Annotated in this window: 22 protein-coding genes; 5 read left to right on the top strand and 17 right to left on the bottom strand. The window is 69.6% G+C overall.

Going from position 1 to position 20740, the window contains the following annotated elements:
• Positions 1 to 6: 6 nt before the first annotated feature.
• From H8R02_RS13405 to H8R02_RS13360, 10 genes are read right to left on the bottom strand one after another with little or no spacing between them, the layout of a single operon-like run.
• Positions 7 to 507: a GFA family protein gene (locus H8R02_RS13405; protein WP_187081929.1), complete on the bottom strand. Its 501-nt coding sequence runs from the start codon at positions 505 to 507 to the stop codon at positions 7 to 9.
• Entirely contained in the window at positions 492 to 956 is a 465-nt protein-coding gene (locus H8R02_RS13400; RefSeq protein WP_187081928.1) for a YybH family protein, read from the bottom strand. The genes H8R02_RS13405 and H8R02_RS13400 overlap by 16 nt, the downstream gene beginning before the upstream one ends.
• A 10-nt stretch (positions 957 to 966) precedes the next feature.
• The gene (locus H8R02_RS13395; RefSeq protein WP_222622460.1) at positions 967 to 1626 is read right to left on the bottom strand and encodes a glutathione S-transferase; all 660 of its coding nucleotides are present in this window, start codon (positions 1624 to 1626) and stop codon (positions 967 to 969) included.
• Positions 1627 to 1643: 17 nt separating this feature from the next.
• Positions 1644 to 2150, bottom strand: coding sequence for a GNAT family N-acetyltransferase (locus tag H8R02_RS13390; protein ID WP_187081927.1), 507 nt, complete (start codon positions 2148 to 2150; stop codon positions 1644 to 1646).
• 27 nt (positions 2151 to 2177) lie between these two features.
• Positions 2178 to 3488, bottom strand: a complete 1311-nt coding sequence (locus H8R02_RS13385; RefSeq protein ID WP_187081926.1) for a Y-family DNA polymerase — start codon at positions 3486 to 3488, stop codon at positions 2178 to 2180.
• A 4-nt stretch (positions 3489 to 3492) separates the two neighbouring features.
• On the bottom strand, positions 3493 to 3873 hold the full coding sequence (locus H8R02_RS13380) for a LexA family protein (protein ID WP_187082056.1): 381 nt from the start codon (positions 3871 to 3873) through the stop codon (positions 3493 to 3495).
• 59 nt (positions 3874 to 3932) lie between these two features.
• Complete coding sequence (locus H8R02_RS13375; protein ID WP_187081925.1) at positions 3933 to 5660, bottom strand: DUF3482 domain-containing protein; 1728 nt, start codon at positions 5658 to 5660, stop codon at positions 3933 to 3935.
• 12 nt (positions 5661 to 5672) lie between these two features.
• Positions 5673 to 6602, bottom strand: coding sequence for a threonine/serine dehydratase (locus H8R02_RS13370; protein ID WP_222622483.1), 930 nt, complete (start codon positions 6600 to 6602; stop codon positions 5673 to 5675).
• 8 nt (positions 6603 to 6610) lie between these two features.
• Complete coding sequence (gene ispH, locus H8R02_RS13365; RefSeq protein ID WP_187081923.1) at positions 6611 to 7549, bottom strand: 4-hydroxy-3-methylbut-2-enyl diphosphate reductase; 939 nt, start codon at positions 7547 to 7549, stop codon at positions 6611 to 6613.
• A complete protein-coding gene (locus H8R02_RS13360; protein ID WP_187081922.1) occupies positions 7546 to 7998 on the bottom strand; it encodes an FKBP-type peptidyl-prolyl cis-trans isomerase in 453 nt (150 codons plus the stop codon). The genes ispH and H8R02_RS13360 overlap by 4 nt, the downstream gene beginning before the upstream one ends.
• A 76-nt stretch (positions 7999 to 8074) precedes the next feature.
• On the opposite strand from H8R02_RS13360, the gene radC reads away from it, so the two are divergent.
• The 3 genes from radC to H8R02_RS13345 all read left to right on the top strand — a co-directional run bounded on the left by radC (position 8075) and on the right by H8R02_RS13345 (position 9958).
• Entirely contained in the window at positions 8075 to 8752 is a 678-nt protein-coding gene (radC, locus tag H8R02_RS13355; RefSeq protein WP_187081921.1) for a RadC family protein, read from the top strand.
• Positions 8749 to 9384, top strand: a complete 636-nt coding sequence (locus H8R02_RS13350; protein ID WP_187081920.1) for a Smr/MutS family protein — start codon at positions 8749 to 8751, stop codon at positions 9382 to 9384. Before radC ends, H8R02_RS13350 begins: the two co-directional genes overlap by 4 nt.
• 181 nt (positions 9385 to 9565) lie before the next feature.
• Positions 9566 to 9958, top strand: a complete 393-nt coding sequence (locus H8R02_RS13345) for a hypothetical protein (RefSeq protein ID WP_187081919.1) — start codon at positions 9566 to 9568, stop codon at positions 9956 to 9958.
• A gap of 10 nt (positions 9959 to 9968) precedes the next feature.
• Here H8R02_RS13345 and H8R02_RS13340 read toward each other — a convergent pair whose 3' ends face one another.
• Both H8R02_RS13340 and H8R02_RS13335 read right to left on the bottom strand, forming a co-directional pair.
• On the bottom strand, positions 9969 to 10349 hold the full coding sequence (locus H8R02_RS13340; protein WP_187081918.1) for a group II truncated hemoglobin: 381 nt from the start codon (positions 10347 to 10349) through the stop codon (positions 9969 to 9971).
• A gap of 10 nt (positions 10350 to 10359) precedes the next feature.
• The gene (locus H8R02_RS13335) at positions 10360 to 12879 is read right to left on the bottom strand and encodes an ABC transporter permease (RefSeq protein ID WP_187081917.1); all 2520 of its coding nucleotides are present in this window, start codon (positions 12877 to 12879) and stop codon (positions 10360 to 10362) included.
• 95 nt (positions 12880 to 12974) lie between these two features.
• On the opposite strand from H8R02_RS13335, the gene H8R02_RS13330 reads away from it, so the two are divergent.
• Together H8R02_RS13330 and H8R02_RS13325 are read left to right on the top strand one after the other, a co-directional pair.
• Entirely contained in the window at positions 12975 to 15035 is a 2061-nt protein-coding gene (locus H8R02_RS13330; RefSeq protein ID WP_187081916.1) for a matrixin family metalloprotease, read from the top strand.
• An 81-nt stretch (positions 15036 to 15116) separates the two neighbouring features.
• A complete protein-coding gene (locus H8R02_RS13325; RefSeq protein ID WP_187081915.1) occupies positions 15117 to 17279 on the top strand; it encodes a M10 family metallopeptidase C-terminal domain-containing protein in 2163 nt (720 codons plus the stop codon).
• Here the strand turns inward: H8R02_RS13325 and H8R02_RS13320 are convergent.
• Genes H8R02_RS13320 through fdh3B form a run of 5 tightly spaced genes read right to left on the bottom strand, consistent with a single transcriptional unit; the run spans position 17276 to position 20737 of the window.
• Positions 17276 to 18097 (bottom strand): formate dehydrogenase accessory sulfurtransferase FdhD, encoded by an 822-nt coding sequence (locus tag H8R02_RS13320; protein WP_187081914.1) that lies wholly within the window; start codon positions 18095 to 18097, stop codon positions 17276 to 17278. The two genes, H8R02_RS13325 and H8R02_RS13320, sit on opposite strands and share 4 nt — an antisense overlap.
• 44 nt (positions 18098 to 18141) lie before the next feature.
• Positions 18142 to 18645: a hypothetical protein gene (locus H8R02_RS13315; RefSeq protein ID WP_187081913.1), complete on the bottom strand. Its 504-nt coding sequence runs from the start codon at positions 18643 to 18645 to the stop codon at positions 18142 to 18144.
• Between the two features lie 13 nt (positions 18646 to 18658).
• Positions 18659 to 19906 carry a formate dehydrogenase subunit gamma gene (locus H8R02_RS13310; RefSeq protein WP_187081912.1) on the bottom strand — a complete coding sequence of 416 codons (1248 nt, stop codon included), beginning with the start codon at positions 19904 to 19906 and terminating at the stop codon, positions 18659 to 18661.
• The gene (locus H8R02_RS13305) at positions 19890 to 20120 is read right to left on the bottom strand and encodes a hypothetical protein (protein WP_187081911.1); all 231 of its coding nucleotides are present in this window, start codon (positions 20118 to 20120) and stop codon (positions 19890 to 19892) included. Before H8R02_RS13305 ends, H8R02_RS13310 begins: the two co-directional genes overlap by 17 nt.
• Positions 20120 to 20737, bottom strand: a complete 618-nt coding sequence (gene fdh3B / locus H8R02_RS13300) for a formate dehydrogenase FDH3 subunit beta (RefSeq protein WP_187081910.1) — start codon at positions 20735 to 20737, stop codon at positions 20120 to 20122. The genes H8R02_RS13305 and fdh3B overlap by 1 nt, the downstream gene beginning before the upstream one ends.
• Positions 20738 to 20740: the final 3 nt, after the last annotated feature.

The raw sequence follows: 20740 nt of genomic DNA, 5'->3' as shown, positions 1-20740 counted from the left end.
CCGCGATTATTGCTTTCGCTGCTTCGCCTTCAAGATTTCGCGGCGCTCGAGGCTCTCTTTCGGCCAATGTTCGTTCAATTCGTAGAACTCGGGCACCGCGTTCGCGCCTTCCGGCAGCACCACCCACGGCTGCTTCGTGGACGTGTAGATGTGGATGTCCGGCGGCAGCAGGTCGGGGTTGTCGAGCGTGCCCACGCGCATGAAGTTCACCGACGGCCCCGCGCCCGAGTAGTGGCTCCACACCGCGATGCGGCAGCGCGGGCAGCGCGCGATCTTCTGGCCCTTGCCGCTGTCGGAGGGCGTGTCGACCAGTTCCACCTCGCCCGAGAGCAGCTGCACGCGGTCGGCCTCGATCATCGCGTTGAGCGCGAACGACGCGCCCGTCTCGCGCTGGCACCAGCGGCAGTGGCAGCAGTGCACGTAGAGCGGCCGCGTCATCATCCGGTAGCGCACATGGCGGCAATCGCAGCCGCCTTCGGCCGGAAACGCGCTCACTTCAGCGGACATTGGCACCCCTTGTCGAAGATGATCTTCCACACGCCCGGCGCTTCCTGCCGCCAGATCGACATGAAGCGGCCGATGAGCGTGCCCTTCGGGTCGTACACCGGGCCCGTGGACAGCGCGAGGTTGCCGGAGTCCAGCACCTGCACGTCGTCGGGCTCCCACGAGAAAGGTGCTTCCGGGCGCTGGTAGAAGCGCGCCCATGCATCGGCCACGGCCTTCTTGCCGCGCGTCGCCTGCGGGCTGAAGAAGATGGTCTCTTCCGCAAGGTAGCTCGTGAACGCGGCGTGGTCGCGCACGGCCATCGTGCGCGCGAAGGCGATCTCGGTGGCGCGCACTTCTTCCGTCGCCTGCGCGAGGCGCTGCGCCGCCGGCAGCGGCACCGGCGTGGGCGGCGGTGCACTTGCGCAGCCCGCAAGCAGCGCCGCGACCAGGAGCGGGGCCAGCAGCTTCATCGTCATCTCCTCAGGCCTTCTTCGGCCAGTGTTCCGCGAACACCGCAGCGACGGTGGGCAGCGCCTCGATGCGTTGCAGCGTGGCGAAGAACGCCGGCCGGTGCTGCTGCAGGTGCTGCCGCGTGCCGGACCAGCGCGTGACCACCGCCGCGAGGTAGTCCAGCGCACCGGCGAACTCGCCGCCGAGGTATTCGCCGTTGCCGTCGAAGAGGTCCGCGAAGATTTCCCAGTGGCGATACAGCTGCTGGCGCGTGCCGGCGCGGATGGCATCCAGCGCGGTTTGCGCTGTATCCGTGGTCCAGCGCTCGGGGTAGTCGCCGATGCTGATCGCGCTGTAGCAGTTGGCGGCGATGAACACCAGCCCTCGCAGCACGCGCGCACGCGCCGCAGCGTCGTTCGGCAGCAGGCCCGTGTCGGGATACAGCAGCCCCAGCTGGATGAGGATCGCGGCGCTTTCGGACATCACGCTGCCGTCGGGGAACACGACCGTGGGGATCTGCTTGAGCGGGTTCACGCGTGACAGCTCCTCGACCGCGGAATCCTTCTCCCAGCTCGACGCATGCACCTTGAGGTACTGCGCGCCGCAGACTCGCAGCGCGACTTCGGCGGCGGCGGAGCCGGAGCCCTGCGTGCCGTACAGCGTGAAGATCTCGGGTGGCGTTTCAGGCATGGCGTTCTCCCTTCAGGTCAGGACGCGAGGATGGCCCAGCGCTCGTGGTCGCGCCAGCGCCCGGCTATCTTGAGGTAGCGCGGCGAGTAGCCTTCCAGCGCGAAGCCGCAGCCGCGCGCGAGCGCGATCGACGCGGCATTGCCGGGCTGGATGTTGGCTTCGAGGCGGTGCAGCTTCATGCGCGTGAACGCATCGCGCACCACGGCGCGCAGCCCTTCCTTCATCAGCCCCTGCCCCTCGAAGCCCGCGAACGCGTAGTAGCCGAGGTAGGCGCTCTGGAACAGGCCGCGCACGATGTTGGAGACGTTGACGAGCCCGGCGATCTCGTTCGTGTCCTTGCGGCAGACGAACCACGTGCAGCTCGCCGGGTCCGCGCAGCGCCGCAGGAACATGCGGTACTTCGCCGGCGTGTCCGGCGCCGCCACCCAGGCGCCGTGCAGCTTGCGGCTGGCCTGCACGCGCGCGAGGAACTCGCGCTGGTCCGCCGCCGCGGGGTGACGCAGGTAGATGCGCGAGGTGGCCATGAGGAGCCGAAGAATACACGCTGCGCCTCACGCGTGCGCCACGGGCAGGTGCGCCCAGTTGGTGGTGTATTGCGGCGTGCGCCATTGCTGCTTCATCGTCCACGACCGCGCGTCGCCGCCGACGCCGGCCGCCGCGAGCTGCAGCGTGCCGCGGCCGAAGCGGTCGTTGATGCGGTCCATGGCGGCGCCGAGCTTGCGCACGCGCGGCTCGTCGGGCGCGTCGTCCTCCAGGTCGAGCTCGCCCTGCTCCACGTGCGCATCGCGCAGGTCCAGCAGCATCACGCCGGCCTTGTGGATGCGGAAGCCGGGCCGGAAGATTTCGCGCAACCCGCGCAACGCGGATTGCACGATCGCCGCCGTGTCCGCCGTCGGCCGGCGCAGCGGCACGGTCGCCGAACGCGCGTACTGCTTCTCGTGCGTGCGGAAGGGATTGGTGTGCACGAACACCAGCACCTCGGCCGCGACGCTGCCGTCCTGGCGCAGCTTGAAGGCCGCGCGCGTGGCGTACTCGCTCACGGCTTCTTCCAGCGGCGCGAGCGTGGTGACCGGGTCGCCGAAAGCGCGCGTGCACGCCACCTGCTTGCGCGGCGCGGGCTGGTCTTCGAAGGCCATGCAGGGCGTGCCCTGCAGCTCGCGCACGGTGCGTTCCACCACGACGCTGAAGCGCCGCCGCGCGACCACCGGGTCCATGCGCACGAGGTCCAGCATCGTGCGCACCCCTTCGGCTTCGAGCTGCTTCGAAATCTGGCGGCCGATGCCCCACACCTCGCGAGCTTCGGTGGCTTCGAAGAAGGATTCGAGTTCGTCCTGCGGCACGGCGGCGAGGTTGCACACTTGCGCAAGGTGCGCCGGGTAGGGCGCGCCCGGCTTCCGATCGGCTTCCTTGGCCACATGGTTCGCGAACTTCGCCAGCGTCTTGGTCGGCGCAATGCCGATGCCGCACGGCACGCCGATCCAGTGCGCGATGCGCTCGCGGACCTTGTGGGCGCGCGCGACGAGATCGCCCGGCACGCCCGTCACATCGATGAAGCATTCGTCGATGGAGTAGATCTCCTGCGAAGGCCCGAGCCCCGCCGCGATCGCCATCATGCGGTTGCTCATGTCGCCGTAGAGCGTGAAGTTGGCCGAGAGCGCGACGATGCCGGCGTCCGGCAGCCTGCGCTTGATGTACGGCCACGGCTCCGCCATCGCGATGCCCAGTGCCTTGGCCTCGTTGCTGCGCGCGATCGCGCAGCCGTCGTTGTTGGAGAGCACGATCACCGGCCGCCCGCGCAGGCTGGGGCGGAACACGCGCTCGCAGCTCACGTAGAAGTTGTTGCCGTCCAGCAGCGCGTACATGGCTTCAACGGAAGCGCTTGATGGTGGACGTCACGACACCCACGACCACGAGCCGCTGCGCCTCCGCGTCCTCGAACACGATATCGGGGAATGTAGGGTCCGCCGCACGCAGCTTCACGCGCCCGGCGCGCTTGTGCAGGTACTTCACGGTGAAGTCGTTGTCCACCTCCGCCACCACGATGTCGCCGTGGTGCGGCACCAGCGCGCGGTTGACGACGAGGATGTCGCCGTCGGCGATGCCGGCGGCGAGCATCGAGGTGCCGCGCACGCGCCAGAAGAACGTGGCGCTGGGGTGCGTGATGAGCAGCTCGTTGAGGTCGTGGCGCTTGACGCTGAAGTCGTCGGCCGGCGACGGGAAGCCTGCGCGGACCGTGCCCTGCACCATCGGCAGGGGCAGCGGCGGCCCGGCAACGAAGGGCCACAAGGCGTGAGCGGAACTACTGGTCACCCATACAGTATAGGCGCTGAAGCGGCTTCGAGGCGGCTTTTCAGCTCGGCGAGGTCCGCTTGCAAGCGGTCCGTGAGGTCCGCCGCGACGTCGTCGCCATCGCCTTGCCGTGCGCGTGCCCACAGCGGCGCGTAGCGCTCGGGATCGGATGCCACAAGCGTTGTCGCGAGTTCGCGCGCGGTGGCGGGAAGCACATGCGTGAGGCCCGCGTACGCGAGCAACGCATCGGCCGTGAGCGCGGCCAGCATCTCGTCGCCGAGCTGGACCATGGACTTGCCTTGCGGCGAAGTGCGGTTCATCCAGCGTGCCGCTGTCAACGCGCCGGTGCCGCCGATCAACGCACCCAGCAAGGTCGCGGCGCCCATCGTGAGGCCGCCGCTCAGCAGGTCGACCTTCGCACCCGCAAGTGCACCCGCGGCGACGCCCGCGGCCGCGCCCGCGACGCCGGCTTGCGGCGCATCGACGGGGTCGTGCACGATGAAGTCGCGCGAGACCGCCGTCGACGCGGCGGCCGGCGGCTCGCGCCCATGCAGCTGCGCGATTTCGCCCATCGTCGCGCCCAGGCCTTGCTCGACTCGCTGCAGCAACGCAGCCATGGCCTCCTCGCGCGCCTGCAGGTTCGCGTCGCGTTCGCTGCTGCTGATCAACCGTCGCACGGAGAAAGGCGCGGTCTTCACTTCCTCGGCATCGCGCGCGGCCTGCAGCAGGAACTGCGCGAGGCACCGCACGCCCACGCGCGAGAGCACCGTCACGAAATACGGGTCGCGAAGATCCACCACGATCCGATGGGCCGCCCGGCGCGCACGCCAGCGCGCGTAGAACGCGAGCGCCGCGCGCGGCAGCATCACCACGATGAAGAGCAAGCCCACATACAGCGCCACCCAGTGCCGCGCCTCCGCGCGCGCCACCTGCACGCCCGAGCGGAAGTGCATGCGCTCGAGGTCCGCGACCGTGAAGCCGTCGAGCGGCAGCAACGCGACGACGGGCGCGAACAGCGCGCGCAGGAAGGCGTGAACCTGCGGCAGGTCGAGCAGCGTGCTTTCCCAGCCCACGCGGTACTCGCGCACGAGGCCGCCGACGACGATCGAAACCGCGACGCCGAGAGCCCACGCCGCTGCGGACGCATGCAGCACCTGCTGCAAGCGCCAGGTCTCCACCTGGCCCGCCACGCGCCACCAGAGCATTCGGAATGTCGCGGCGATGGACGAGCGCAAGCTGCCGCGCACGCGTTGCCCCTCGTGCGGCCAGCGCGCGATCCAGCGCCCGAGGAAGCCCGCCGTCGGCGGCGGGTCGCTGCGGCTGCGATGCAGCAGCGGCGCCGCCGCGAGCGCGACGTACACGGCGATGTTCCACGCCAGGAACAGCAGCAGCGGCGGCGACAGCATGTTCACGTGCTGCGGGTTGCCGATGCGGTCCAGCGCCGCGCCGAAGCAGAAGCCGGCCAGCGGCAGCAGCCACGTGAGCATCGGCTGGGCGGCATGCGCCTGCTCCAGCGCCGCGATGCGCGACTCGCGCGGTGTCACCAGGTCAAGCACGCGCCGCGCGCGCTCCTGCAGGTAGCGCGCCGATTCGGGTGCGGCGCGCCACGCCTCTTCCTCGATGCGCTCGCGTTCCGCGCCGTGCAGGATGCGCCCGTGCACGTCCGCGGTTTCGATGGCCTGCACCAGCAGCAGCCGCCGCGCCGCGGCTTCGTCGAGCGTGAGGGTTCCCGCCGGTTCGGCCACCGCTTCGTTCGTTCAGGCCAGCGTGGCCGGGTCGAGGTTGGCGCCGCAGACGATGAGGCACACCGTCTCGTCGCGCGCAGGCTTGTACGCGCCGGTGTGAAGCGCGGCCAGCGGCAGCGCAGCCGCGGGCTCCACGGCCAGCTTCATCTGCTTCCACAGCCACAGCTGCGCTTCACGGATGGCGGCGTCGGGCAGCAACAGCGCCTCGGCGACGTGCCGCGATGCGATCTCCCACGCGATCGAACCGATGCGCTTCGCACCCAGCGAATCCGCCGCGATGCCGCTCACGGGCACGTCGACGGGCTCGCCCTTTTCGCGCGCGCAATGCAGCGTCGGGGCCAGTTCGGGCTCGAGGGCGACCACGCGTGCGCGCTGCTCGAACCACGATGCCACGCCGGCGATGAGCCCGCCGCCGCCGACGCTCACGAGCACGCTGTCAGGCGCACCGCCGCCCTGCTCCTCGACTTCCTTCGCGAGCGTGCCGGCGCCGGCCACCACTTCCGGCTGGTCGTACGCGTGCGTGAGCAACGCGCCGGTTTCCTTCTGGCGCGCGAGGCACGCCTCGAGCGCTTCGGCGTACACCGCGCCGGTGACGACGAGCTGCGCGCCCAGCTGGCGCAGCTTGGCCTGCTTGGACGGGCTGGACAGCGTGGGCACGAACACCTCGCACTTCACGCCGAGCGCCTTGGCTGCCGCGGCCGTGGCGATGCCGGCGTTGCCGCCCGATGCGACGATCACGCCCGCGGAAGGAATGGGGTTGGCCAGCAGCCGGTTGAGCATGCCTCGCGCCTTGAAGCTGCCGGATGTCTGCAGGTGCTCGAGCTTGAGCCACACCTCGGCGCAGTCGATACCGACCGACGCGCCAGGCATCTTCCACAAGGGCGTGCGCCGGATGAAATCGGGTGCGCGCTGTTCAGCCAGCGCAGCAGCTTCGGCAATCAGCGAAGGGTTCACCCCTCCAGCTTAAGCCCTTTCGGCAGCGGAAACTTCACCGTCTCCACGATGCCGTCCATCTTGCGCACGGCGACCGCGCCCTGCGCCTTGATGCGGTCGATGACTTCCTTGACCAGCACCTCGGGCGCCGACGCGCCGGCCGTGAGGCCCACGCGCGACTTGCCCTCGATCCATTCGGGCTTGAGCTCGGCCGGGCTGTCGACCATGTACGCCGGAACGCCCAGCTTGCGCGCGAGCTCCGCGAGGCGGTTGCTGTTGGAGCTGGTGGGGCTGCCCACCACGATCATCACGTCCACCTCGCGCGACATCAGCTTGACCGCGTCCTGCCGGTTCTGCGTCGCGTAACAGATGTCCTGCTGCTTCGGCTCGCGGATGCTCGGGAAGCGCGCGCGCACGGCCGCGGTGATCTCGGCCGCGTCGTCCACGGACAGCGTCGTCTGCGTCACGACGGCAAGCTTTTCCGTCTGCAGCGGCGAGACGCGAGCGACGTCTGCCACGTCCTCCACGAGGTGGATGCCATGGTCCAGCTGGCCCATCGTGCCTTCCACTTCGGGGTGGCCCTTGTGGCCGATCATGATGAACTCGTAGCCCTCCTTCGCGAGCTTGGCCACCTCGACGTGCACCTTGCTCACGAGCGGGCAGGTGGCGTCGAAGATCCGGAAGCCCCGCTGCTCGGCTTCTTCCTGCACCGCCTTGCTCACGCCGTGCGCGGAGAACACGAGCGTGGCGCCCGGCGGCACGTCGGAGAGCTCCTCGATGAAGATCGCGCCCTTGGCCTTGAGGTCGTTGACCACGAAGGTGTTGTGCACGATCTCGTGGCGCACGTAGATCGGCGCGCCGAACTTCGCCAGCGCCCGCTCGACGATGTCGATGGCCCTGTCGACCCCGGCGCAAAAGCCCCGGGGCTCGGCCAGAATGACTTCTTCCACCGTCACAACACCCCGATGACGTGCACTTCGAACGTCACGGGCTGCCCTGCGAGTGGATGGTTGAAGTCGAACAGCACGGCGTCCTCGGCGAGTTTCTGCACGGCGCCAGCATACTGGCCCTTGCCGTCGGGCGCGGTGAACTGCACCACCTCGCCCACCGCGTACTGCTCGTCGGGGTCGCCCATCTGGCGCAGCAGCTTGCGCCCGACCCACTGCACCATCTCCGGGTTGCGTGCGCCGAACGCCTCGCCCGCGGGCAGGTTGAACGTGACGTGTTCGCCCTCCTCCAGCCCGACGAGGCGCTGCTCGACGGCGGGCGACAGCTCGCCGCTGCCGAGCGTGAGCGTGGCGGGTTTCTCGTGGAAGGTGTTGATGATGTCGCCACCGGGGCCGGCCAGGCGGTAATGCAGCGTGAGGAAGGAGCCCGCCTGGACGCGGGGCAAGGTGGAAGGCATGGGAGTCCCGATAAGATGGCCCCATTGTAAAAAGCCCGGCCCGCCAACGGGTTGAGCCCGCGCAAAGCCCCTCCCCATGCCCCTGAAGGACCTGCCGGCCGATGCCCAGCCGCGCGAGAAACTGCTCGCGCGGGGCGCGGCCGCGCTCTCGGACACCGAGTTGCTCGCACTGCTGCTGCGCACCGGCACGGCCCGGCGCGGCGTGCTGCAGATGGCCGAGGACGTGCTCCGGCGCTTCGACGGCCTGAGCGGCCTGCTGCATGCGCGCGCGGACGACCTGAAGCAGGTGCATGGCCTGGGCGGTACCGCCAAGCGCGCCGAGCTCGTCGCCGTGATGGAGCTCGCGCGGCGCGCGCTGGCCCAGCAGTTGAAGCAGCGCGAAGTGTTCGCCTCGCCCGGCGACATCCGCAATTTCCTGCAGGCGCACCTGGCCCATCGCCAGCACGAGGTGTTCGCGGTGGTGTTCCTCGACACGCAGCACCGGATGATCGCGATGGAGGAACTCTTCAGCGGCACGCTGACCCACACCAGCGTGTACCCGCGAGAAGTCGTCCTGCGCGCCCTGCACCACCACGCCGCGTCGGTGGTGCTCGCGCACAACCACCCGAGCGGTACGGTGCAGCCCTCGCGCGCGGACGAGGCGCTCACGCAGGCGCTCAAGTCCGCGCTGGCACTGGTGGATGTCCGGGTCGCGGACCACGTGATCGTCGCGCAGGGCAAGGCGACGTCGATGGCGGAGCGGGGGTACCTGTGAAATTCAAGTCGCTGCAGGACCTGAAGTCGGTCCGCGCGCAGCTGGAAGAGCAGCAGAAGCACCGGCAGGAGGCCGAGGCGCGGCGCAAGGAGGCCGAGCGCAAGGCGCATGCGGAGAAGAACCTCTTCCAGCGTGCCGCGGGCCAGGTGCAGCCGCTGCGCGCGCATGGCCGCGCGAACCTGTCGCTCGACCCGCCGGCGCCGATCCCGGTGCAGCGCCAGCTCGACGAGCAGCGCGTACTGCAGGAGTCGATCAGCGACGAGTTCGACGCGGCCACGCTGCTCGACGTGGACGACGCGCTGAGCTTCCGCCGCCCCGGCATCGGCATGGACGTCACGCGCAAGCTCAGGCGTGGCGAGTGGACCATCCAGGCGGAGATCGACCTGCACGGCCTGCGCCGCGAAGAGGCCCGCGACGCGCTCGGCGCCTTCATCCGCGAGTCGCACAAGCAGGGCCTGCGCTGCGTGCGCGTCGTGCACGGCAAGGGCCTCGGCTCACCCGGCAAGACGCCCGTGCTCAAGGGGCGCGTGCACAGCTGGCTGGTGCAGAAGAACGAGGTGCTCGCGTTCGTGCAGGCGCGGGGGGACGAGGGGGGCGCGGGGGCGGTGGTGGTGCTGCTGAAGCCTTCCTGAGGCAGGAGCCGGCTCCTATGCGCATGCTGGATGCGGATAGAAGCGGATAGAAGCGCATAGAATCTCATAGCACATCCTGCCTTACCTGCAGCCCTTCGAGGACGTCAACAAGCGCGTCTCACGGCTGGCGGCGAACATCCCGCTGATTCGTGCGAACCTCGCGCCCCTTTCCTTCGCGGATGTGCCGCGCGAGAGCTACACGGAGGCCATCCTCGCGGTCTACGAGCAGAACAGTACCGACGTGCTCAAGGATGTCTTCGTGTGGGCTTACGAGCGATCGGCGGGTCAATACGCTGCGGTTCGGCAGTCGATGGTCGAGCCCGACCCGATTCGCCTGAAGTACCGTGCGCAACTGCGAGACCTGATCGGCGAGATGGTGCGCTCGCAGATCACGCGCTCCCAGGTCGTGCGCAAGGTCTCGACCTGGGCGAAAGTCGGTGTCGCGGCAAAGGACAAGGTGCGTTTCGAGGAGCTTGCACAGGAGGAACTGCTCAACCTGCACGAGGGCAACTTCTCACGCTACCGCATCCGCCCCTCGGAGTTCGAGGCCTGGTGGAAGGTCCGGAAGCGATAGTTCGCGCCCGCTACCCGTGCGTGTTGCGCATCCAGTCCGCCGTATTCGCGAACGATTCCTTCAGGCGCGCACGCAACGCTTCGTCCACACCCACCTCGCCCATCGCCTGGTCCATGCACGCGAGCCACTGGTCGCGCTCCCGGATGCCGATGCGAAAAGGCATATGCCGCATGCGCAGGCGCGGGTGGCCGAAACGGTCTTCGTAGTGGCTGGGGCCGCCCAGCCAGCCGCACAGGAACCAATACAGCTTCTGGCGCGCGTTCACCAGGTCGGTGCCGTGCGCGGCGCGCAAATCCTTGTACTGCGGCTCGAGGTCCATGAGGTCGTAGAACCGCTCGACGAGCTGGTGCACCTTCTCCTCGCCGCCGATCACTTCGAACGGGGTCGTCATCCCGCGATTGTCACTCGGGCGCCTTGCGCAGCGTCTCGACGACAGGTCGGTTGAGGACCTCGCGCAAGCCCCACCACCCCGCGGCGAGCGCTAGTACGGCGCCTGCGGCAGAGCCGGCCAGCGGCACGAGCGGCGACGCGGTCCAGTTGAAATCGAACGCGTACTTTGCGAGGCCCCAGCCGACGATGGCTGCAACCACACTCGCGAGAAAGCCCGCCAGCAGGCCCACGCCCGCCAGCTCCGCACGCTGCACCTGCCTCAGCAGCGAGCCGCGCGCGCCGACCGCGCGCATGATCGCGAACTCGCGTGCGCGCTCCTCGCGCGTGGCGGTCACGGCCGCGAACAGCACGACCACGCCGGCCGCGAGCGTGAAGCCGAACAGGAACTCCACCGCGCGGATCACCTTGTCCAGCACGCTTTGCACCTGGGAGATCGTCGCCGTCATGTCGACGGCGGTGATGTTCGGAAATGCACGCACCAGCTCGTTGTCGAAACCCTTCTTCGCCGGCGCGCGGAAAGCGCCCATGTAGGTCGCCGGCACATCGGGCAGCTTCGCCACGGGGTACATCACGAAGAAGTTCGCGCGCATCGACGTCCAGTCGACCTTGCGCAACGAGGTGATCTTCGCCTCCGCCGGCGTGCCCGCGATGTCGAAGCGCAGCGTGTCGCCGAGCTTCAGGCCCAGCGTGGTCGCAATGCCTTCTTCCACGCTGACCGCGCCGCTTTCTTCCGGCGTCCAGCGCCCCGCCACCACCTCGTTGTGCGGCGGCTTGTCGGCGGCGAACGAGAGGTTGAACTCGCGGTCCACGAGGCGCCGCGCCCGGTCCTCGGCGAAGTCGTCGGGCGTGACGGTGCGCCCGTTCACCGCGACGAGGCGGCCCCGGAACATCGGGTACCAGTCGAGGCGCTGCACGCCGGCCTCGCGCAGTGCCTTCACGAACGCCTCGCTCTGCTCGGGCATCACGTTGATCACGAAGCGGTTGGGCGCATCCGGCGGCGTGGCCTGCCGCCAGCTCGCGATGAGGTCGGTGCGCAGCAGCACGAGCAGCACCAGAGCGAGCAGGCCCACGGCCAGCGCGCTCGATTGCACGACGGTGTAGGAAGGCTTGGCCGAGACCTGGCGCGTGGCCAGCACCAGCCAGCGCGGCGCGGTCGACTCGTTCACCGACGCACGCAGCACTTTCACCGCGAGCCAGCTCAGTCCCGCGAACACCAGCACGGCCCCCGCGAAGCCGCCGACGGCGATGAGCCCCAGCTTCAAGTCGCTGCTCGCCGCGAGCAGCAGCGCGGCAAACCCGGCCACGCCGATCGCCAGCACCGCGATGGACGCCGGCTTGAGGTTGCCCACGTCGCGCCGGATGACGCGCAGCGGCGGAACCTGCGCCAGCTGCAGCACGGGCGGCAGGCCGAACGCCAGCAGCAGCGTGAGCCCCATGCCGAGCCCGAACAGCACCGGCCACGCGCTCGCGGCCGGCAGCGACGTCTCGACCAGGCTGCCCAGCAGCATGACAAACACGAAGTGCACGCCGAACCCGATCGCCACGCCGAGCAGGCTGGCGAACAGGCCCACCATCGTGAACTCGAACGCGTACGACCACGCGATCGTGCGCTGGCTCTGCCCCAGCACGCGCAGCATCGCGCAGTCGTCGAGGTGGTTGGCCGCGAAGCCGCGCGCCGCGAGCGCCACCGCAACGGCGCTGAGCAGCGCCGCGAGCAGCGCGACGAGGTTGAGGAATTTCTCCGCGCGGTCCAGCGTCTGCCGCATCTCGGGCCGGCCGCCTTCGAGCGATTCGATGCGCACGCCCCGCACGTCCGGCTTCTTCGCTTCCTGCACGGCCCAGTCGGCGAAGCGCGCGACGTCGCGGTCCGCGCCGGCGACCGCGAGGCGCCAGCTGATGCGGCTGGCGGGCTGCACGAGGCGCGTGGCCGGGATGTCGGCCTCGTTGAGCATCACGCGCGGCGCGAAGTTCATGAAGCCGGCGCCGCGGTCCGGCTCCAGCGTGATCACGCGCGCGATGCGCATTTGCGCGTCGCCCAGCAGCAGCGCGTCGCCCATGCCCAGGCCCAGCGCCTCCAGCAGGGGCGCCTCGACCCACGCTTCGCCGCGCGCCGGCACGTCGCGCGTGACGGCGCCCGTCGCTTCGGGTGACGCGGCCACCTGCAGGCTGCCGCGCAAGGGATAGCCGGGCGGCACGGCCTTCAATGCAACGAGCCGCGACGCGCCGCCTTGCGCATCGGGCGCGCGCGCCATCGTCGGGAAAACCATCGTCGACACGGTGGCCAGCCCGAGCGAACGGGCTTGCTGCGCGAAAGCCTTAGGCGTCGGGTTGTCGCTCACCACCACCGCGTCGCCCCCGAGCAGCTGGCGCGCATCCCGAGCGAGGCCGCCCTTCAGCCGGTCCGCGAAGAAGCCCACGGCCGTCAGCGCGGCCACCGCCAGCGTCACCGCGACGATCACGAGCCGCAGTTCGCCGGCGCGCAGGTCGCGCCACAGGCTGCGCCAGGCCAGGCGCGACACGGAGGTTTCCATGGTGGCGACGGTACCGCAGAAATGTGAGGGCGGAATGAGCATGGCACCCCACCGGGATGTAGACTTTCGCGTACACGAGGTTGGAAGGGGTCGACATGCCAGTCTTCAACGGCACGGCGCTCGCCGAGACGCTCACCGGCAGCACGGGCGACGACACACTGCTGGGCGCTGGCGGCAACGACCGCCTCATCACGCGCGACGGCAACGACTCGGTCGAAGGCGGCGACGGCGACGACGAGATCAACGGCTTCGGCACCATCGCCAGCTACAACTTCTTCAACTCCTCGGGCAACAAGATCGCCCGCGGCGGCAACGGCAACGACTTCGTCTTCGGCGGCCGCGGCAACGACACGCTGTACGGCGACGCGGGCAACGACGTGCTCGTGGGCGACTCGGGCGACGACACGCTCGATGGCGGCGCGGGCGTGGACGCGATGAGCGGCGGCGCGGGCAATGACACCTTCTACGTCCGCGACCTCACCGACTTCATCTCCGATACGTCCGGCACCGACCGCGCGATCGTGTCCGTGAATTTCGCGAAGCTGCCCACGAGCGTCGAGTCCGTCACCTATGTCGACGGCGCCCTGCCGATCCCGTACTGGCTCGATGCGCTGCTGCACGACAACTCCAACGGCGGGCGCTACCTCGACATCCTCGGCGCCGCGCGCACGCTGGGCTACGCCTTTCCGACCGCGATGCCCACGTACCTGACGGAGGCGCAGGACACGCGGGGCTGGACGCCGTTCACCGCGGCGGAACAGGCGGCGGCACGGCTGGCCCTGGACTACATCAGCACCGTGATCGACGTGCGGTTCGTGCCGGTGACCGACACCGACACCACCAACGTCATCTCGTTCAGCAACAACCTCCACGACGGCACCTTCGGCACCAACGGCCATGGCTACACGCCCGCGACGGTGCCGCGCGGCAACGACGTGTTCATGAACACGGGGCTCATCGCGGCGGCGCTGGCGGACAACACCTTCGGTGCAGTGGTGCTGATCCACGAACTCGGCCACGCGCTGGGCCTGAAGCATCCGCACGACGAGGGCTCCACGCCCTCCGAGCCGCCGTACCTGCCCGACGCCGAGGACACGCGGCTGTGGACGGTGATGTCGTACACCGACAACCGGGTCTCGTGGCACTACGCCTACCGCGACCTCGACATCGCGGCGCTGCAATACATGTACGGCCCCAGCCGCACGTCGCGCACCGGCAACGACACGTACACGCTCAGCGAGACGGCACCCAACTTCATCTGGGACGGCGCGGGCACGGACACGATCGACGGCTCCGGCCTGTCGCGCGGCCTGACGCTCTACCTCGCGCCCGGGTACTGGGGTTTCGTGGGCGCGTCGAAATCCTCGCTCATCACCTCGGCGGGGCAGGTCACGGTGAATTTCGGCACGACCATCGAGAACGCGACCGGCAGCGCGTTCGCGGACACGATCACCGGCAACGACGCCGCCAACGTTCTGCAAGGCCGCGGCGGGGACGACACGCTCTCGGGCGGCGCCGGCACGGACACGGCGGTGTACCGCGGCGCGCGCAGCGACTACACCATCACGTACAGCAACGCCGCGTCGGGCTACGTCGTGCAGGACAACGTGGCCGGCCGCGACGGGCGCGACCTCGTGCGGGACATCGAACAGCTGCAGTTTTTCGATCGCACCATCAACACCTCGGCCGGCGACGGCGCGGCGCGCGGCGACCTCCTGCTTGCCGTCGGCGTGTACCGCGGCTTGTACGGCGCCGCGCCGCCGCGTGCGGCCTTCGACGACGCGGTGCGCAGTGTCGCCATCTCGAGCGTGCCGGGCTATGCGTCGGCCGTCGCTTCGAGCTTCGTCGCGCAGGCCACCGACGCGTTCACCGGCAGCGTGATGTCGAACTTCGGCATCACCGCGAACGCGCTCGGCGGTGCGACGCCGTCGGCGAGTTTCGACGCACTGCGCGGGGCGCTGTCGCAGATCTTCGAGCTCTTCGCGCTCGCCCGCGGGCAGGTCGTGCTGAACATGGCGACGCTGCTGCGCGGGCTGGAGGCGGACGCCGTCTTCGGCGGCGTCGCACGCACATGGAATGCGCGCGTGGGCGCCGACCTGGACACGCTTGCGCCGCTTGCCCTTGTCGGCGTGCACGAAGATCCTCCACCAGTTTGAGGGCGCGCAAACCCTGAGCGTGCACGCGTGCGCGGGGCGGCTACACTCGGCCGCGCAACACGACAACAATGCAGTAGCAGTATGCCTTTGATCAACGGCACTGCCGGGGCGGACACGCTCACCGGCGGGCCCGGCGAGGACGTCATCGACGCCGGGGACGGGAACGACACCATCGATGCGGGCGCCGGCCCGGACAGCATCCGCACCGGGGACGGCATCGACACCGTGCAGGGCGGCGACGGCGACGACGACATCAACGGGTACTGGGGCGCGGACGGGCCCTACATGTACCCGGTCACCGGCTCCAAGGTCATCGACGGCGGCAACGGGGACGACCTGGTCGTCGGCGGGACGTCGGCCGACACGCTCCTGGGCGGCGCCGGCGACGACTACATCGTCGGGCGCGACGCCAACGACTCGATCTCCGGCGGCGCGGGCGACGACATGCTGGCGGGCGACGCCGGCGACGACACGCTGTCCGGCGGCGCCGGCGTCGACCTGGTCAGCGGCGGCCTCGGCAACGACACCTACTACATCACGGACCTCACCGACTTCGTGTGGGACACCGGGGGCACCGACCGCGCGATCGTCTCGGCCAGTTTCGTGAAAGTGCCGTCGATGATCGAGAGCGTCACGTATGTGGACGGGGCCCTGGCATTGCCGTACTGGATCGACGCACTGGTCGACGACCTGGGCAACGGCGGCCTGTTCGGCACGCTGCTCGAAGGGTCCGGGACCTACTCGTACGCCTTCCCCGCGTCGCAGCCTTCGTACGACACGCACCCGGAGAACGCGGTGGGCTGGCAGTCGTTCGGGCCGACGGAGATCGCATCGGCCACCGCGGCGCTCGCATACATCAGCAGCGTGGTCGACCTGCGGTTCTTGAGGACGGCGGACCCCGCGACGTACAACACGATCGCTTTCGCGAACAACTCGCAGCCCGACTCCAGCGGGTGGGCATCGCCGCCGAACACCCACTACCTCGGCAGCGACGTATTCATCAGCCTCGAAGCCGCGGCGACGGGCCTCACCGAGGGCACGGCCGCGGCCGCAACGCTGATCCACGAGCTGGGGCACGCGCTGGGCCTGAAGCATCCGCACGGCACCGGCACCGGGGCCGCCGAGCCGCCTTTCCTGGGTGCGACCGAGGACCTGCGCACGTGGACGATCATGTCGTACAACGGCCTCGCGGACCGCACGCTCTGGAAGGCGCAGTTCCGCGACCTCGACATCGCCGCGCTGCAGTACCTGTACGGGCCGAGCCGCACCGCGCGCGCCGGCAACGACACCTACACGCTGAGCGAGTCCCGCCCCAACTTCATCTGGGACGGCGCCGGCACCGACACCATCGACGCGTCGTCGCTCACCAAGTCGCTGACGCTTTATCTCGCGCCCGGCTACTGGGGCTACACCGGCGCCGCGAAGTCGTCGTTGATCACCGCTGCCGGCCAGGTGACGGTGAACTTCGGCACGACGATCGAGAACGCGATCGGCACCGCGCAGGCCGACACGATCACCGGCAACGAAGTGGCCAACGTCCTCGAAGGCCGCGGCGGCAACGACACGCTCGTCGGCGGCGCCGGTTCGGACACGGCGGCCTATCGCGGGGCGCGCGGCGACTACACGATCGCGTACGACACCGCGACTTCCTCGTTCACCGTCACCGACAGGACCGCGGGCCGCGACGGCGTCGACCAGCTGCGCGACATCGAGTCGCTTCGCTTCTCCGACCGCACGGTGTCCGCGACGACCCTTGCCGTCGAAGCGGGGCAGCGCAGCGACCTGCTGCTGGCGATGGGCGTTTACCGCGGCCTCAACGGCGCCGCGCCTTCGTCGTCCGCGTACACGCAAGTGGCCTCCAGCCTCGCGGGCAATACGCCCGCGTCCTATGCGGCCGGTGCGGCGGGAGGCTTTGCGTCGATGGGCGGCGAAGCCTTCACCACCGCGGTGATGGCCAACTTCGGCATCACCGCTTCGGCGCTCGCAGGCCCCAGCCCGGCGGCCAGCTACGACGCGCTGAAGGAGGCGCTCACGCTGATCTTCACGCTCTTCGCGCCCGCGCGCGGGCAGGTGGTGCTGAACATGACGACGCTGCTGCGCGGGCTCGAAAGCGACGCTGTGTTCGGCGGCATGGCGCGCACGTGGAATGCGCGCGTCACGTCGGACCTGGACCTGCTCTCCGGCTCCGCTTCCGCCGATGACGGCGGCCTGGTCGCGCTCGTGGGCGTGGCCGACGCCGCCTAGCGCTGCGCCAGTTCCGGCTGCAGCAGCAGCCGGTGCGGCGCGGTGTAGCAATAGAAATGCTTGCCCGTCGCGCGGCCGATCGCGCAGACGCCCACGCGCTGCGCGACGTCGAAACCCATCTGCGTGATGCCGCTGCGAGAGACCACGATGGGCACGCCCATCTGCGCCGACTTGATCACCATCTCGCTCGTGAGCCGGCCCGTCGTGTAGAACACCTTGTCGGCGCCCGCCTCGCCCTGCAGCCACATCCAGCCCGCGATGGTGTCGATGGCGTTGTGGCGGCCGACGTCCTCCACGAACAGCAGCATCTCCTGCCCGCGGAACAGCGCGCAGCCGTGCACCGAGCCGGCGGATTTGTACGTGGTCTCCTGCACGCGGATGGTGTTGACGATGCCGTAAAGGTCCGCCTGCGTGATGCACGCTTCGGGCAGTGCGACAGCATCGATCTCGTCCATCAGGTTGCCGAACACGCTGCCCTGCCCGCACCCGGTCGTGACCACGCGCTTCGCGGTGCGCTCCTCGATGCGGTCGATGCCGCCGCGCGTCTTCACGGCGGCCGCGCCGACCTCCCAGTCGACCGTGATCGACTCGACGTCATCGAGGGTTTGCACGAGGCGCTGGTTGCGCAGGTAGCCGAGCGCCAGCCACTCCGGGTGCGCGCCCAGCGTCATCAGCGTGACGAGCTCGCGCTTGTCGACGTAGATCGTGAGGTCCCGCTCCGCGGGGATAGCCAGCGGCTGCGCCTCGCCCTTCTCGTTGAGGGCGGTGACTTCGCGCGTGAGCGGGGCGCTGGCGTGGGAGAGTTGCGGAAGCGGCATCTTCGGTGGGGGTGTCGCGCGGACACCGCCACCCTACAGCAAAACTACTTCTTCGCGGCGGACGCCGGCGGCTTGCCGGAGGAGCCGGGCGTCATCTGCGCGGCTTCCGGGCGCACGCTCGGCGGGCTCGCGGCCGTGCCGGCGGGCGAGTGCGCGCCGGAGGTCTCCAGCGGCTTCTGCTCGGGCGGGCTGTAGGCGAACGGGCCGGGGTCCATGCAGGACGCCGGGGGCGCGTAAGCCACGGGCGTGGTGGGTGCCGCGCTCGCGGCTGCCGTCGCGGACATCGCCGTCGGAGTGGCCGCGGAAGCGGCCGCCACGGGCTTGGCCGCGGATGCCGCAGGCGCGGCCTTGCCGCCACCCTTGCGGTACGCGGCCGCCACCTTGTCCTGCGCCTTGCACAGCTGGAACGCGTCCACCTTGGCCTGCCACGCGGCCCTGGCGGTCGTCTCCGCGGCCTTGGCCTTGGCGGCATCGTCCAGAGGCGGCAGCTTCGCGCTGGCGGCGCCGCCGATTGCAAGTGCCGCCAGTGCGAGCAAGGTCTTCGTCATCTGCATGTCCTCCTCAGGCGGGCTTCACGGTTTCGGCGGGCGGCGCCATCCCGTCGCTGCTGCGCTGCGCGGGGATGCGGCCGGCCTGGATGTCCTCGAGCCAGTAGGCGTGGTGCTCTTTCGCCCACGCCTCGTCGACGTAGCCGTCGCGCATGGCGCGATACGCGCCCTTCACGCCGATGGTGCCGAGGTAGATGTGCAGGCCGGTGATGCAGAGCATCAGCACGCCCGCGGTCGCATGGACCATGTGCGACACCTGCATGGTCTCGCGCACGTACACGAGGCTTGGCACCAGCTTGTCCAGCACGAGGCCGGAGGCGACCAGCACCAGGCCCAGGACGAACGCGCCGATCCAGAACACCACCTTCTCGCCCGCGTTGAAGCGGTGCGTCGGGGGCTCATCGCCGGACTTGCTGAACACGCCGCCCAGCTTGAGCAGCCAGCCCAGGTCGCCCTTGCGCGGGAACTCGTCCTTGATGAAGGTCACGATGATGACCACCAGCGACACGGCGAACAGCGGCCCGAAGAAGTTGTGCAGGTTCTTCAGCACGTACGTGAGCCAGCCGTTCAGTTGCAGCCCGAGCACGGGCAGCAGGAAGTGGCGGCCGAACGCCATCACGATGCCCGAGATACCCAGCACGCAGAACGCCACCGCGTTGCTCCAGTGCGCCGCGCGCTCGAACGGCGTGAAGCGCTCGATGCGCCGCCCGCCGCCGCCCACCGCCGGGTTGTGGCCGATGGTGCCGCGCGTGAAGTAGAAGATCGCGAACGCGAGGATGGAGATGAGCAGCAGCGAGCCGCCGTAAGGCACGATCCAGTTGTTGCGCACCTGGCGCCACGCTTCACCGGCGGTGGTCATGCGCGAGCCGGGGTACTGCACCGGCCCCTGGATCAGCACGCCCGCTTCGGGCGCCTCGCTCTTCGGCAGGCTGGTGTAGCCTTCCACGCCCTTCTGCACGCCGCGCCACATCGGCGCGTTGTTGCCCGGCTGCACGCGGTTGCGCTGGCCGTTGTTCTGCTCCATGTACCCCGGGTCCGCGGGCGCATCGCGCTTGACCTCGGGCTTCACGTCGAAGATGTTCTGGCCCTGGATGCCGCCTTGCTGCTGCCCGGCAGGCGCCGGATCGTCCGGCACCTGGCGCATCGAGCCCGCTTGCGTGCTCGGGCTGCCCGGGCTGCTGCCCTGCACGGCCTGCGCCGCGGCGAAGCCCGCCGCGCCTGCGAGGACCAGCGCCGCGAGGGCCTTAGTTGACCTTGACATAGTCGTTCTGCCCCTGCTGCGCGCGCACCTTCAGCTGCTGCTCCCAGCTGTTGCGGTCGCCCTGCTTCCAGCCCGCGGCCTGGTACGGCTTGCCGGTGCCGGTGAAGTGCTGCGAGTCGCTCTTGATGCCGCTCGCGGTCTGCGGCGTGTCGCCGCATGCGGCGAGACCGCCCATGCAAGCGAGGATGATGACGATGCGGTGCGGCTTGTTCATCATGACTTCGCCTGGTTCGGTTGGCCGGCCTGCTTGGAGCCGTAAGCCGTGCCCCAGCCCCACACTTCGGCGCCCTTGCCGCGCTTGAGCACGCGGGTGCGGAAGATGTCCGCCACCACGTCGCCGTCGCCGCCCAGCAGGGCCTTGGTCGAGCACATCTCGGCGCACGCCGGCAGCTTGCCTTCGGCGAGGCGGTTGCGGCCGTACTTCTCGAACTCGGCCTGCGAGCCATTCGCTTCCGGGCCGCCGGCGCAGAAGGTGCACTTGTCCATCTTGCCGCGTACACCGAACGTGCCGGCGGACGGGAACTGCGGCGCGCCGAATGGGCAGGCATAGCTGCAGTAACCGCAGCCGATGCACACGTCCTTGTCGTGCAGCACCACACCCTCTTCGGTGCGGTAGAAGCAGTTGACCGGGCACACCGCCATGCAGGGCGCGTCGGAGCAGTGCATGCATGCCACCGACACCGAGCGCTCGCCCGGGATGCCGTCGTTGAGCGTGACCACGCGGCGGCGGTTCACGCCCCACGGGATCTCGTGCTCGTTCTTGCAGGCCGTCACGCAGCTGTTGCACTCGATGCAACGCTCCGTGTCGCAGATGAACTTCATTCTTGCCATCGT

The sequence above is a fragment of the Ramlibacter albus genome (assembly GCF_014297445.1).
Taxonomy (GTDB): domain Bacteria; phylum Pseudomonadota; class Gammaproteobacteria; order Burkholderiales; family Burkholderiaceae_C; genus Ramlibacter; species Ramlibacter albus.
This window is presented reverse-complemented; position numbering and strand designations above follow the sequence as displayed.